Annotated in this window: 15 protein-coding genes; 7 read left to right on the top strand and 8 right to left on the bottom strand. The window is 72.0% G+C overall.

What is annotated here, in order from left to right:
- Positions 1 to 88: 88 nt before the first annotated feature.
- On the bottom strand, positions 89 to 772 hold the full coding sequence (locus tag ACWD5Q_RS18995; protein WP_451428157.1) for a TetR/AcrR family transcriptional regulator: 684 nt from the start codon (positions 770 to 772) through the stop codon (positions 89 to 91).
- Positions 773 to 1,074: 302 nt separating this feature from the next.
- Between ACWD5Q_RS18995 and ACWD5Q_RS18990 the strand changes: the two genes are divergently transcribed.
- A complete protein-coding gene (locus ACWD5Q_RS18990) occupies positions 1,075 to 1,320 on the top strand; it encodes a DUF2630 family protein (RefSeq protein ID WP_451428156.1) in 246 nt (81 codons plus the stop codon).
- 20 nt (positions 1,321 to 1,340) lie between these two features.
- Here ACWD5Q_RS18990 and ACWD5Q_RS18985 read toward each other — a convergent pair whose 3' ends face one another.
- The 4 genes from ACWD5Q_RS18985 to ACWD5Q_RS18970 all read right to left on the bottom strand — a co-directional run bounded on the left by ACWD5Q_RS18985 (position 1,341) and on the right by ACWD5Q_RS18970 (position 4,461).
- Positions 1,341 to 2,036, bottom strand: a complete 696-nt coding sequence (locus tag ACWD5Q_RS18985) for an HAD family hydrolase (protein ID WP_451428155.1) — start codon at positions 2,034 to 2,036, stop codon at positions 1,341 to 1,343.
- A 33-nt stretch (positions 2,037 to 2,069) separates the two neighbouring features.
- Entirely contained in the window at positions 2,070 to 2,780 is a 711-nt protein-coding gene (locus tag ACWD5Q_RS18980; RefSeq protein WP_451428154.1) for a phosphatase PAP2 family protein, read from the bottom strand.
- Between the two features lie 71 nt (positions 2,781 to 2,851).
- Positions 2,852 to 3,787 carry a M56 family metallopeptidase gene (locus ACWD5Q_RS18975; RefSeq protein WP_451428153.1) on the bottom strand — a complete coding sequence of 312 codons (936 nt, stop codon included), beginning with the start codon at positions 3,785 to 3,787 and terminating at the stop codon, positions 2,852 to 2,854.
- Between the two features lie 128 nt (positions 3,788 to 3,915).
- Positions 3,916 to 4,461 (bottom strand): DUF5134 domain-containing protein, encoded by a 546-nt coding sequence (locus tag ACWD5Q_RS18970; protein WP_451428152.1) that lies wholly within the window; start codon positions 4,459 to 4,461, stop codon positions 3,916 to 3,918.
- A gap of 169 nt (positions 4,462 to 4,630) precedes the next feature.
- On the opposite strand from ACWD5Q_RS18970, the gene ACWD5Q_RS18965 reads away from it, so the two are divergent.
- Complete coding sequence (locus ACWD5Q_RS18965) at positions 4,631 to 6,268, top strand: FUSC family protein (protein ID WP_451428151.1); 1,638 nt, start codon at positions 4,631 to 4,633, stop codon at positions 6,266 to 6,268.
- Positions 6,265 to 6,969, top strand: coding sequence for a MarR family winged helix-turn-helix transcriptional regulator (locus ACWD5Q_RS18960; RefSeq protein WP_451428150.1), 705 nt, complete (start codon positions 6,265 to 6,267; stop codon positions 6,967 to 6,969). The genes ACWD5Q_RS18965 and ACWD5Q_RS18960 overlap by 4 nt, the downstream gene beginning before the upstream one ends.
- Before the next feature lie 88 nt (positions 6,970 to 7,057).
- Here ACWD5Q_RS18960 and ACWD5Q_RS18955 read toward each other — a convergent pair whose 3' ends face one another.
- A complete protein-coding gene (locus tag ACWD5Q_RS18955) occupies positions 7,058 to 7,822 on the bottom strand; it encodes a VOC family protein (RefSeq protein ID WP_451428149.1) in 765 nt (254 codons plus the stop codon).
- 60 nt (positions 7,823 to 7,882) lie between these two features.
- The gene (locus ACWD5Q_RS18950) at positions 7,883 to 8,275 is read right to left on the bottom strand and encodes a VOC family protein (RefSeq protein ID WP_451428148.1); all 393 of its coding nucleotides are present in this window, start codon (positions 8,273 to 8,275) and stop codon (positions 7,883 to 7,885) included.
- 71 nt (positions 8,276 to 8,346) lie between these two features.
- Here ACWD5Q_RS18950 and ACWD5Q_RS18945 point away from each other — a divergent pair, with 71 nt between their 5' ends.
- Positions 8,347 to 8,901, top strand: a complete 555-nt coding sequence (locus ACWD5Q_RS18945; RefSeq protein ID WP_451428147.1) for a GNAT family N-acetyltransferase — start codon at positions 8,347 to 8,349, stop codon at positions 8,899 to 8,901.
- A gap of 108 nt (positions 8,902 to 9,009) precedes the next feature.
- Here the strand turns inward: ACWD5Q_RS18945 and ACWD5Q_RS18940 are convergent, their stop codons facing one another.
- A complete protein-coding gene (locus ACWD5Q_RS18940) occupies positions 9,010 to 9,693 on the bottom strand; it encodes a glycerophosphodiester phosphodiesterase (RefSeq protein ID WP_451428146.1) in 684 nt (227 codons plus the stop codon).
- 455 nt (positions 9,694 to 10,148) lie between these two features.
- Between ACWD5Q_RS18940 and ACWD5Q_RS18935 the strand changes: the two genes are divergently transcribed.
- From ACWD5Q_RS18935 to ACWD5Q_RS18925, 3 genes are read left to right on the top strand one after another with little or no spacing between them, the layout of a single operon-like run.
- A complete protein-coding gene (locus ACWD5Q_RS18935) occupies positions 10,149 to 11,546 on the top strand; it encodes a DUF6421 family protein (RefSeq protein WP_451428145.1) in 1,398 nt (465 codons plus the stop codon).
- A 56-nt stretch (positions 11,547 to 11,602) separates the two neighbouring features.
- The gene (locus ACWD5Q_RS18930) at positions 11,603 to 12,355 is read left to right on the top strand and encodes an SDR family NAD(P)-dependent oxidoreductase (RefSeq protein ID WP_451428144.1); all 753 of its coding nucleotides are present in this window, start codon (positions 11,603 to 11,605) and stop codon (positions 12,353 to 12,355) included.
- Positions 12,352 to 13,422: a threonine aldolase family protein gene (locus ACWD5Q_RS18925; protein WP_451428143.1), complete on the top strand. Its 1,071-nt coding sequence runs from the start codon at positions 12,352 to 12,354 to the stop codon at positions 13,420 to 13,422. Before ACWD5Q_RS18930 ends, ACWD5Q_RS18925 begins: the two co-directional genes overlap by 4 nt.
- Positions 13,423 to 13,479 lie beyond the last annotated feature (57 nt).

The following is a 13,479-nucleotide window of genomic DNA, read 5'->3' as shown; positions in this document are numbered from 1 at the left end:
CCAGCTCCATCTCCTCGACCTCCTCGGCCTGGAACCAACACATCCCCGCTGGCCAGAAACCTGAACGAGCTACCCGCGAAGTACGGAACTAGCCGTCCTGGCCGTTCCTTTCCGGGTGGTGGCTCTCCGTGGCGAAGAACCGCGACAGGTCCTGGTCGTGCGGCTCGCGCACGCCCTCGGTGTCCGGCATGGTCCCCATCCGCCAGTCGAGTCCGTACCGTTGGAACAGCTCGCCCCGCAGTATCGGCAGCGGCATCGGCGCGCCGGGCACGAGAGCCGAGTAGACGGCGCCCATCAACAGGGCCCGCAGCGTGGGGTAATCGACGTCGGGGTCCTTCGACCCGTGCCGGGTGACCGTGTCCCGCAACAGCTCCGCCAGCCGCTGCTGCTCGGGGCATTGCACAAACCCCTCCGCTTGCAGGATTCCCGCCATGTGGTGGCGCATCAGCACAGTGTGATGGACTGTCAGCCCCAGGACCGCGTCGATGGCCCGCGCCATCCGCTCCCGGCCGTCCTCGGTGCGCGGCTCGCCTTCCAGGGCCTCCTCGAGGGTGCGGTGCATCAGCCGGTGCACGGCGGACTGGAGGAGCTGTCGTTTGCCGGGGAAGTAGTACGACACCAGGCCCCGGGCGGAACCGGCGCGGTCGGCGATGTCGCCGAGCGTCGTCGCGTCGTAGCCGCGCTCGCTGACCAGTTCGACCGCGGCCTGGAGAAGCCGCTCACGGGAACGCCGCCGCAATTCTTCATTGACCGAGGCGCTGCGCGGGGACATCCTGGACTCCTGCGTTGACTGGCTGCCAGCCAACTATACTCAGCGCATCCAGACCGTGCCCTCGGCGGGCCGGGACGGGGTGGCGTCTGCCCTGGGCCACACGGGGGATGGTCCAGGGCGGGCACCGCTGCCCTTGTGCGCGCACCCCTACATCCGTGACCGGTGGGACGTACGCCGAGACGCGCGTCCCGCCTCACGCCCCGCTCCCGCACACCCCGGTCTTCGCAGCCTGGGGGGCGGGTGTCGCAGTGGCGTACAACTGTCCCTAGAGTGGGCACGAGTCCCAGAGGAGGCATACACACATGAACCAAGAGCAGATCCTGACCCGGATCACGGCGATGGTGGACGAGGAGCGCGGCCTGCGTGACGCGTTCCAGTCCGGCCGGATCGACAGCGCGACGGAGCACGAACGACTCACCGAACTGGAACGCGCGCTCGACCAGTGCTGGGACCTGCTGCGCCAGCGCCGCGCCAAGTCCGAGTTCGGCGAGAACCCGGACGAGGCCCAGGTCCGCCCGGCGTCGCAGGTCGAGGGCTACCAGAGCTGAGCGCGGCCGGACGGCCGCGCTCAGACCAGGTCCAGCACGGGACGGAGCCCGTCCGGGCGCTCGGCCACCGGGCGGTGGTCGACGAAGTGCACCGGGCAGCCGAGATCCGCCGCGCCGCCGTCCGCGCGGCGGTCGTCCCCCACCATCAGCGCGTGCCGCGGAGCGACCCCGAGAGCGTCGCAGGCGAGGGCGAACAGCCGGGTGTCCGGCTTCTGGATCTCGTGTTCGTACGACAGCACATAGGTGTCCACGTACGGGGCGATGCCGTGCTCGCGGAAGACCGGGCGCAGATCCCAGCCGATGTTGCTGACCACGCCGACGGCCACGCCCCGCTCCCGCAGTGCGCCGAGCACCTCGGCGGTGTCGGGGTAGGGCCGCCAGGCGGCAGGCGTCATATGGCGGTCGTACAGGGCGTCATGGAGATGTGGGTCGGGCAGCGGCACCTGACGTGACAGGGCGGTGTACGCGGCCCGGTGCGCCTCGGCGCTGCGGTCCCGGGCCGCCCACAGCGTGGCCAGGGCGTCCGGCAGGGGAGCCGCGGGTAAGGCTCCGCCGGCCAGCGCGCCCGCAGACTCCAGCAACTCGGCCGCGCGGACCAACTCCGCCTCCGGCAGGGTCAGTCCGGCTTCCGTCACCGTGGCGCGCAGCCACGACTCCGTCGACTCGATACGGAAAAGGGTTCCGGAGAAATCGAAGAGCACACCTTTGATGGCCATGGAGCCGATCCTTCGTGACCGGTCCGCACGGGGTCAAGGGCCGCTCTGCGGCGGAGCGGGGCGCTGCTGCGCGGGCTTCTGCCACCGACCGTACGACGCCACCGCCAGCGCGACCAGCAGGGCCCCGAGCAGCCAGCCGCCCACCACGTCCGACGGCCAGTGCACGCCCAGCCAGACACGGGTCAGCCCGACCCCCACGACGGCGACCACGGCCGTCGCCAGCGCCGTACGCCACAGGGGGCGCGGGACGTCGTACCGGTGCAGAAGCCACAGCAGCAGGCCGCACACCACCGTCGCGGTCATGGCATGGCCGGACGGGAAGGCCCCGTTGTGGGCGGAGTCGACGGGGTCGGGCCATACGGGGCGGGCCCGGCCGACGGCTGCCTTGAGGGCGCTCTGCACCAGTGCTTCCAGCGCACAGGTGGCCGCCACCCACAGCGCGAGCCGCTTCGCCCGGTGCCGCCACAGCAGCCGGCCCACGGCGGCCGCGCACAGGATGCGCAGGGTCGTCGGGTCCCACACCCAGTCCGTCAGGACGCGTGAGACCCGGGTGAGCCCCTGGTGGCCGGTCGCCCACCGGTGCGCGGTGCGGGCCAGGCTGCGGTCGAGCGCCATCAGCGGATGCCAGGACGCGGCGACCAAGACGGTCAGCACCCCCGATGCGACGGCCAAGGGGGCGGCGACGAGAGCGGCGACCCGCGCACTCGGCGGGCGGGAAGGGGATGCGACGGGGGCGAGAGGCATACGGCGATCCTCGCCGACGCGAGGGGGCTCCGGGTCAACCCGGGCCGGCGCACGGCTGGGGCGGCCGGTGGCTACCCGAGGGCCCGCAGCCCCGGGACGAGCGCCACCAGCACCGGAATAGCCGGGACCAGCGCCGCGGTCGCCGTGAGCCTGAGCCGGTGCGCGGCCGGCAGCCGGTCCGGGGGAGTCAGGAGACGGTGGACGCGCTGGGGCACATGGGCCTGCGGGGTTGCGCAGGGCCCGAACACGCCCCGGTCCTCGTTGAGTTCCACCAGCGCGAGCGCGGTGGTGAGGCGGCCGTGGCGGCGCGACGCCATGTCGTCGGCGGCGAGTTCGACCAGCCGGTACATCTCGTCGCGGAACGCGGCGAAAACCGGCACCTGCGGAAACCCGTAGGCCAGTGCGGCCGAGGAGTGCAGCAGCCAGTCGTGCCGGGCCCGTGCGTGACCCTGTTCATGGGCGAGCACCGCGTCCAGCTGCCCACCCTTGAGCCGGCGCAACGCGGCCGTGGTGATGACCAGCCGGGGTGTCGCCCCGGGCAGCCACCAGGCGTCCGGGCGCTCCCCCTCCAGGACCACCAGCCGGTCGCTGCCGGGCTCCTCGCCGGGCAACTGCGGGGCACGCACGAGCAGTTCGGCCCGGCTGCGCCGACGGCGCGCCTGTGCCCGCACGACCTCCCGCACCAGCATCGCCGCGCTCCACACCCCGCCGCACGCCAGCGCCACGGCGGTCGTCGCGGCCCACGGGCCTCCGGCGCCCAGCGCATAGGCGTCCATGACGCCGTGCGGTGCGGAGGCGAACATGTGGCCGCGCACGGCGGCCCAGGCCGCGGCCGCGCTGAGGGTCATCGACAGCGCGCAGCACACCAGTACGGCCGCCACCACGCACTGCCACACCCACAGGGCGACCACCGGCTCCCGGTCCGGCCAGTCCGCCCGGGCGAGCAGCCGCGGGGCGAGCACGGCGGTCAGGGCGCCGAGCAGCAACAGTGCTGCGGGGACCATCATGGGCGAAGCTTAAGAGCCGGGCCGCGTCACGGGATACGTACTCTCGCGGCAAAGTGACGTACGCCACGGCGTGGTTGGGCCGGCCCTTGCGGGGGCCGGTGCGCCCGCGCGGCGCGTTGCGGAGTGCTTCAGAGCGTCAGGAGCATCGCCAGCATCGCGATGGCCATGGACAGTCGGCACGCACGGGCGAGTTCGGGGCGGTCACCCCAGCCCACCGGGCGCGCACCCCCGGCCGTGGCCACCCCGGCGACCGGCACCAGCCGCACCCCCGACCACAGCACGTAGACCGCGAAGTAGAGCAGGAGCGCCTCGGTCAGCGGGGGTATGCCGCCGTGTCCGTGGTGCCCGGGCGAGGCCGCCATCGCCGCCGCCATGTAGGCCATCGCTGCGGCCCCCACCAGGTGGTGCAGATGATGGGTGCTCGTCCGGGCCGCCCACAGGGCCTGCAGAGCGGCCCCGCCGAAGACGAGGACGTAGGCGATCCAGACCCCCCGCGGTGGTACCGCGACCGCCGCGGGCACGGCCATCACCGCCATGCCGAACCCCATCAACGCCTCGCCTCCCGCGGCCCGGCGCTGCTCCTCGACGGTGCTGCGCATGCGCAGCAGACAGTAGGCCCCGGTCGCCGCACACAGCGCGACGAGCAGCCAGCCGGGCGACGCCGGTCCGTGCACCGCGCACCTCCCCGTTCGACTCCGCGCCGGACGCTGGGGGCATGCCCGTCACTGAGGGTGCGCAAGCGAGCGCACAGGGGTACGCCGGGGGAGCGTGCGGGACGCGGTGCAGGTCGGGGCTCCGGCGCGCATATGTTTTACTAGTAAAACACCTGCTAACCTTCTGGGTATGAGCAGTGCGACCCCCAGAACCTCCCGTGTGCGCCCGCTTCCCCTGTCCGGCATCCTGCGCCTCGGCAGGCCGTCGGAGATCTGGTTCAAGCCCGCGCTGAGCGTGGTCGCCGCGGTCGCCCCGCCGAACCTGGCCCTGCTTGCCCTCGGCCGCCTCGACCTCGCGGTCTACGCCATGGCGGGCGCGCTCTGCGCCCTGTACGGGCACAGCCGCCCCTACGCGGCCCGCGCCCGCACCCTCGCCCTGGTCGTCCTCGGCATGCTCGGCGGACTCGCCGTCGCCCTGCTCACCTCCTCGCTCACCACGAACGCGGTGCTGCTCGTGACCGTCGGGGCCCTGCTCGCGGCCGTACAGAAGGCGCTGTGCGACGCGACCCGGATCGGGCCGCCGGGAAATGTGATCTTCACCTTCATCAGCTCGGCGTCCCTGTTCGCCCCACAGGCGCTCGGCCAGGTGCCCGGCCATCTCGCCCTCGCCGCCGCGGCGGGCGCCTGGTCCTGGACCGTCTGCATGGCCCCCGGCCTGCTGCGGCCCCACGGACCCGAGCGCCGGGCCACCGCCCACGCGCTCAGCGCCGCCGCCGCGTTCACCGAGACCGGTACGGCCGCCGCCCGGGCCGGCGCGGCAGCCGCCGTGCACACCGCGTGGCAGTCGCTGCTGTCGACCGGGGCCCGTTCGGCGCCGCGGCGCGCCCTGGAGCGGCTCGTCGTCCGTGCCGAGGTCGCGCTCGCGGCGCCCGCCGACAGCGACCCCGAGCGGCTGCGGGGCTGGGCCCGTGACCTGCGGGGCACGGGGCCGGTGCCGCAGCCGGACGGCCTCGGCGAGGCCGCCGACGAACTTCTCGGTGTCGAGGCCGAACTCGACACCCCGGCGCGCCCGCTGCTCCGCAGGCTCGGCCCGCTGGGCCCCCTCGCCCTGCGCACCGCGCTCGGCTGCGCCCTCGCCGGATACGCGTCGCTCGCGTTCGGTGTGGGCCGCCCGTACTGGGCGCTGGTCACCGCCGCCTCGCTCTACCAGACCAACGTCACCCTCACCTGGAACCGCGGCATCCAGCGCGTCGTCGGCAACCTGGCCGGTGTCCTGCTGTTCGCCGCGATCGCGCCGCTCGCCCACGTGAGCCGACTGTCTCTCGTACTGTGCGGCCTCGCCCTCAACTTCGGCGCCGAGGCGCTGATCAGCCGCAACTACTGGCTCGGCAGCGTCTGCGTGACTCCGATGGCCCTGCTCATCACCGAGTTCGCCCACTACCAGGAGCCCGGCGCGCTGATGGCCGACCGGGTACTGGACACGCTCGTAGGAGCACTCCTCGGCTTCGGCGCCGCGGTCGCCGTCACCAACCGGCGCGCCGGCGATCGCGTCGAGCACGCGCTCGCCGCACTGGAGTCGGCCCGGGTGCGCGCGGCCGGTGTAGCGGCCGCGGAGCGTCCCGAGCCGGGCGCTCTGGAGGCCGCGCGCCGCGGCCTGGCCGCCGCGGTGGTGGACCTGCGTGCCGCGGCCGACGCTGCGGCCGGCGAATGGTGGCAGCGCGCCCTGCCGGAGGAGCGGGTGTTGCGGGCCGAACAGGCCGGACACCGTACGCTCGCGGCGACGGTACGACGGCAGGGACTGCACACCCAGGAAGGCGCACGGACATGACGGCAGCGAACGGACGGGAGGCCGCCGCGGACGGTGAGGGCGCGGGCGGACGGAAAGCCGTGGGTGCGGATGCGGATGCGGATGCGGATACGGGTGCCCATTCCGGTTCCGGTGCGGTGCGGCGCAAGCCCCTGGACGCAGACGCGGCCGGGCGTGACCGTGCGAGCGACACCGTCGCCGCCGTCGTGCGCCAGTGGCACGCCGTGCGCCCCGACATCGACACCGGTCCCATGGAGATCATCGGCCGTGTCAACCGCTGCGCCGCCCTGCTCCAGCAGGCCGAGGACGCGCCGCTGCGCCGCGCCGGGCTCACCCGGCCCGAGTTCGACGTCCTCGGCACGCTGCGCCGCACGGGCCATGAGCTGACCCCCGGTGAGATCGCCCGCGAGACGTTCTCCTCCGGCGCCGCCGTCACCAAACGCCTCAAGCAGCTCACCGAACGCGGCCTGGTCGAGCGGCGCGGCGACACCCGGGACCGCCGTGTCGCCCATGTCCGCCTCACCGAGGCGGGCCGCGACCTGGTCGACGCCGTCCTGCCCGAGCAGCTCGCGTACGAGACGGCGGTCCTGTCCGGCCTCGACGGCCCGGAGCAGTCGCAACTCGCCTCTCTGCTCGGAGGGTTGCTGATCCAACTGGAGGGACGGCTCGGCGCGCCGCGCGGCTGGGCCCGCACCGACGGGCCGCGCCGGGCACGGACGTAGCGCCCGGCCGGCCGCACCGCTCGCGCGGCGCCGACCGGGCGGGTCGGGCGCCCACACCCAGGGGCGGGCGGCCCCTCGTCCGGAGCTCTCAGCCCTCGTGGCCGGCCGCGTACACGCCGAACACCGCGCCGTGCGGATCCTTCAGGACGGCGATGCGCCGGCCGCCCGGCATCGATGTCGGTTCCATGAGGACGCTTCCGCCCGCCTCCGTCGCGACGGACGCCATGGCGTCCGCGTCCTCGACCGCGAAGTACGGCAGCCAGTGCGACGGCACCTCGGGCGGGAACCGGTCGCCCATGGTCATCATGCCGCCGAAGTCGGCGCCCTCGACGCCCCACTGGCTGTAGTACGCGGAGGCGTTCACGGTCCAGCCGAACACCGTCGTGTAGAAGTCGGTCACCCGGTCCGGGACGCGGGTCAGCAACTCCACCCAGCCGAGGGCACCCGGCGCGTTGAACAGCCCCGCACCGGCGAAAGCCCGTGGCTGCCACATCTGGAAGGCCGCGCCGCCCGGATCGCGGGCGACCGTGAAACGGCCCGCGTCGTACACGTCCATGGGCCCCAGGATCACCGTGCCCCCGGCCTCCCGCACCGCCTCCGCCGCCGCATCGGCGTCGTCCACCGAGAACGCCACGTTCCAGGCGACCGGCTGCGCCTGCTGGTGCAGCGGGGCGAGGGCCGCGACCGGCGCGTCACCGAGGCGGGCGACCGTGTATCCGCCCGCCTCCGGCCGCACGTCCGTCTCCGGACGCCAGCCGAACAACTCGGTGTAGAACCGCTTGGCCGCCTCCAGATCGCTGGTTCCCAGTTCCGCCCAGCAGGGTCCGCCGGCCACCGGTTTCTCGAGCTTCATGGGGTCCTCCCGTGACGCGCGTCCCCCTCAGCAGGCTATGTCCCCGCCCGGTCGGCGGCATCAGATCCCGGGGCGGTGGCGCAGCGGATGGTCGGCCGGGATCTCCACGAGCACGATCTGGGTGCCGTCCGGATCTGCGATCCACATCTCGATCAGCCCCCACGGCTCCTTGACGGGGGGCCGCACGATCTCGACACCGGCGCCGGTCAGCTCCTCGTGCACGGCCGTGACGTCCTGCACCTGCAGCCACAGCTTCAGCGCGGGGGAGGGCGGTGCCTCACCGCGGCCGGCGACCTCCAGGAAGCCACCGCCGAGGAAGTACACGACACCTCGCTCGGGTCCCGTACCGAACTCCCGGTAGACCGCGAGCCCGAGCTTCTCGCCGTAGAACGCACGGGAGTGCTCAGGGTCGGTGGGGCGCAGGAGAACGCGGCTGTTCAGTACGTGGACCATACAAACGGAGCCTAGCGGGAGCGTTACGCTCATCGGTGCCCGCGCCGCGCCACTGATCGGAGAAGCAGCCCATGAACAGCGTCAGCGCCGCCACCGCCACGACCGGTCTGACCTTCCGTGACGCCGCCGAAGGCGACGTGGACGCGCTGGTCGCGCTGATCGAGTCGGCGTACCGCGGCGACGCCAGCCGGGCCGGATGGACGACCGAGGCGGACATCCTGGAAGGCCGGCGGACCGACCCGGAGGGTGTGCTCGCGGTCATCAAGGCGCCCGGCAGCCGGCTGCTCACGGTCGAGCGCGACGGTGTGATCGTCGCCTGCTGCCAGCTCGAACACCGTGGGGAGACGGCCTACTTCGGCATGTTCGCGGTCAGCCCCGCGCTCCAGGGCGAGGGTCTCGGCAAGACGGTGATCGCCGAGGCGGAGCGCACGGCCCGCGCGGACTGGGGCGTCACGGAGATGCAGATGACCGTGATCTCCGTCCGGGACGACCTCATCGCCTGGTACGAACGGCGCGGCTACCGCCGTACGGGGCAGATGAGCCCGTTCCCGTACGGCGACGAGCGCTTCGGCATCCCGCAGCGCGACGACCTCCAGTTCGAGCTGCTGGTCAAGCCGCTGGTCTGACCTCCGGCGCGGCGCCCGGCGCGACGTGCGCGCCGGGCATACGGCGACAGCGGAAGCCGTACGGCGGGCGGTCGTACGGGTCGGGCCGCTGCCGTACGACCGCGGCCCTCAGGCGGTGAAGCGGCCGGTGCGCTTGATCTCCGGGTAGTCCGTGGTCGCGCCGTCCAGTTCCAGGGCGCGGACGAGCCGCAGGTGGTCCAGGGTGTTCACGACCCAGGCGATGACCCTCAGGTCCGCCTTGCGGGCGTGCTCGACGACCTCCAGGGTCAGCCGGCGGACGTTGAGGCAGACCGTGCGCGCACCCGCCGCGACGGCGTGCTCCACCACGTCGGTGCCGTAGCGGCTGGCGATCAGCGCGGTGCGTACGCCGGGTACCAGCCGGGCGATCTCGGTGATCGCCTCGGCGTGGAACGACGACACCTCGACCCGGCCGACGAGGTCCCGCCGGTGCATCACCTCGGCCAGCGCCCGCGCCGCCGCCACGTCCTTGATCTCCGCCTGGAGCGGCGTCCGCACCGCGTCCAGGACCTCCTCGAAGACGGGGACCCGCTCACCGCGGCCCGCGTCGAGCGCGCGCAGTTCGGTGACGGTCTTCTCGGTGATCGGCCCGGTGCCGTCGGTCGTACGGTCCACTTCGGCGTCGTGCATGATCACGAGAGCGCCGTCCTTGCTCAGATGCAGATCGAGCTCGATCAGGTCGAGGCCCGCGCGTTCGGCGGCGACAAAGGACCGGAGCGTGTTCTCGGGTTCGACACCCATGACTCCGCGGTGACCGATGGTGAGGAAGTTCAAGGTTCAACTCGCTTCCGTCGACGGCGGCTCGGCTGCCGCGAGGCGTTCCCGCACCGTCGCGGCAGGGCGCAGCCTAGTGGCCCGGGTGCGCGGTGAACCCGCTCCTACACGGAGCAACGAGCGTACGGCACGGTGCGAAACCGGATCCGTAGGGCCGGCTGGGTGTCACCCCTTGGTGGGCGCGTCATGCCGCCATTGACCCTCGCCCCCGGCTGCTCGCCGGAACCCTCCGTCCCCCCGAGGTGGCCGAAATCATACGGTTGCCCGCGCGAGGTCCCGGCCTCCGAGCGCTCGGCGCGACGTCTGCTGGATGTCACGCGGACTTTGGTTTCCGGCAGGAAAAAGAGCGGCGAGGGCGGGTGTGAGCAGGATAATTTCCTGACTGTCCTCTTGCTGGAAGAAACACTCCCCGCATACGGTGTCCCTACTTGAGGTTCTCCCGTGAAGGATGGGTCATGACGGAAATTCTTGTGCAGGTGGGTTCGGAGGAGAAGATTCCTCCGCAGGGCAAGGTGGTGGACCACCCGGCTTGGCCCGTGCTCAGGGATGCCGTGGAGCGGATCCGGCCATGGCAGGCCAAGGACGGCTCGATCGACTTCGCCGCCGAGGGTGCACCCGAGCGCGCCACCGTCGACGAGGCCGTGCGGGAAGTGGTGCGGGCCGTCGAGGAACTCTCGTCGCTGCTGCCGCACGACGCCGCCTACCACGAGGCGCTCGTCAAGGACCTGCGCCGGTGGGCCGACGGAGGCTTCCAGGTCCCCGACTTCCTGGACTCGCTGCTGGCCTTCCAGCCCGCCGCCGACCGCCAGGACGGCCTCCAGCACCTGGTCGTCTTCCCGATGTACACGCAGAACGGCAACCCCGACCGCAATCTCGAAGCGGTCGTCCTGCGCATGGTGTGGCCACAGTGGCTCGCCGAGCTGGAGGCCACGCGCTACGACAACCCGCTGTTCTGCGGCATCACCTTCGAGGGCTTCACCGCCGGCTACGACACCAACTCGGCCGTCCTCTTCCCGGAGACCATCGCCGTGCGCGAGGCGCCGGAACGGTTCTCCTGGGGCGGTATCTTCTGCGACCGCGAGGCCGCGCGCTTCCGCCGGGTCACGGCGGCGGCCGTCGACATCCTGGGCCTCGAACTGCCCGAGGACATCGCCGCGATGGTGCACGACCAGGGGCGTTGCCAGCAGGCGTTCGTCCTCTGGGACATGGTTCACGACCGCACCCACAGCCATGGTGACCTGCCGTTCGACCCGTTCATGATCAAGCAGCGCCAGCCGTTCTGGATGTACGGCCTGGAGGAACTGCGCTGCGACCTCACCGCCTTCAAGGAGGCCGTGGAGCTGGAGGCCGACGGCTTCCCGCAGGGCCGTGACGTGCAGTACGCGGTGCTCTTCGACCGTATGTTCCGCTTCCCGGTCACCGGTGAGCGGGTCCGCAACTACGACGGCCTCGGCGGCCAGCTGCTCTTCGCCTACCTGCACCAGCACGACGTGGTGCGCTGGACCGACAACAAGCTCTCCATCGACTGGCAGCGTGCGCCGCAGATCACCAACCAGCTGTGCGCCGAGATCGAGACGCTGTACCGGGACGGCATCGACCGCCCGAAGCTCGTGCACTGGTTCGCCGCCTACGAGCTGGTCTCCACCTACCTCGCCCCGCACCCGGGCTCCACGTGGGCCAAGGGCCCCGAGGCCCTCGACCTGACCCAGCCGCCGCGCAAGCTCGTGGACGACGTGCTTCCGGACGAGTTTCCCCTGAGCATGTTCTATGAGGCGCTCCAGAAGAAGCTCAAGAACGTGATCGCCTCCACCAAGGGCATCACCGCGGAAACCGCCGAGCGAGTCGCCGCGTGAGCGCCCGCGCCGTGGGTACGGCTGATGCAGCGGATGCTGTTCGGGAGGCGAGGACCATGCGGAACGGGAATGGACCACTCAGTGGCGCGGTGATCGCGGTGGCCGGTGCGGGCGGAGCCGCCGGCCGGGCGACGCTGCTGCGGCTGGCCGAGGCGGGAGCGACCGTCATCGCCTCGGACAACGACCCCGAGCGGCTCGCGGAGGCGGTCGACGCGGCCCGCTACGCGCTCGGCGGCGCCACCGTCACCGGGGACACGGTGGACCTGCTCGACCTGCAGTCCACCCGGGACTGGGCCACCCACATCGAGAAGGACTTCGGGCGCGTCGACGGGCTGGTGCACCTGGTCGGCGGCTGGCGCGGCAGCGAGACCTTCACCAAGACCAGCCTCGACGACTGGGACTTCCTCGAACTGCTGCTCGTCCGTACCGTGCAGCACACGTCCCTCGCGTTCCACGAGGCGCTGCAGCGCAGCGACCGCGGCCGGTACGTCCTGATCAGCGCCGAGGGCGCGAGCAAGCCCACCGCGGGCAACGCCGCCTACGCCGCCGCCAAGGCCGCCGCCGAGGCGTGGACGCTGGCCATGGCCGACTACTTCCGCAAGGCCGGGGGCGAGGCGGGGCCGACGTCGGCGGCTGCGATCCTGGTGGTGAAGGCGTTGGTGCACGACGCGATGCGTGCGGAGCGCCCCAACGCGAAGTTCGCGGGCTTCACGGACGTCAAGGACCTGGCCGAGGCCATCGCCGGCGTCTGGAACGAGCCCGCTGCGGAAGTGAACGGAAAACGTCTGTGGCTGACCGAGAAGCGGTGAACCCTCCCAAGACCGACGCGCGTCGCCGTCACGACCCGGAGGTTCGCGGTTTCGCCAGTGACAACTACGCCGGGGCCCACCCGGAGGTGCTCGCCGCCCTGGCCGTGGCCAACGGCGGGCACCAGGTCGCGTATGGCGAGGACGTCTACACCGAGAACCTCCAGCGGATCATCCGCAGTCATTTCGGCTCCACGGCCGAGGCGTTCCCGGTGTTCAACGGCACCGGCGCGAACGTCGTCGCGCTCCAGGCGGTCACCGACCGCTGGGGTGCGGTGATCTGCGCGGAGAGCGCGCACATCAACGTGGACGAGGGCGGCGCCCCCGAGCGCATGGGCGGTCTGAAGCTGCTCACCGTGCCCACGCCCGACGGCAAGCTCACGCCTGAGCTGATCGACCGGCAGGCGTACGGCTGGGAGGACGAGCACCGCGCGATGCCGCAGGTCGTCTCGATCACCCAGAGCACCGAACTGGGCACCCTCTACACGCCGGACGAGATCCGCGCGATCTGCGAGCACGCCCACGCACGCGGTATGAAGGTGCACCTGGACGGCTCCCGGATCGCCAACGCGGCCGCCTCCCTGGACGTGCCGATGCGGACGTTCACCAATGCGGTCGGCGTCGACATCCTCTCCCTCGGCGGCACGAAGAACGGCGCAATGTTCGGCGAGGCGGTCGTCGTGATCAACCAGGACGCCGTCAGTCATATGAAGCATCTGCGCAAGCTGTCCATGCAGCTCGCGTCGAAGATGCGCTTCGTGTCGGTGCAACTGGAGGCCCTGTTCGCCAAGGACCTGTGGCTGCGCAACGCCCGCCACGCCAACGAGATGGCGCAACGGCTCGCGGAGGGCGTGCGGTCCGTGCACGGGGTGGAGATCCTCTACCCGGTACAGGCCAACGGCGTCTTCGCCAGACTCCCGCACGACGTGAGCGAGCGCCTGCAGCAGCGGTTCCGGTTCTACTTCTGGGACGAGGCCGCCGGTGTGGTGCGCTGGATGTGCGCCTTCGACACGACCGAGGACGACGTGGACCGGTTCCTGGCGGCGCTGAAGGAGGAGATGGCGCGCTAGTGTCGGGCGTCGCCCCGCTTGGTACATAGGTATGCGGCTGATCGAAAAGTCATTGAC

Source organism: Streptomyces sp. NPDC002513, assembly GCF_053595355.1.
The sequence above is the reverse complement of the archived record's forward strand: the minus strand, read 5'-3'. Positions and strand labels throughout refer to the sequence as shown.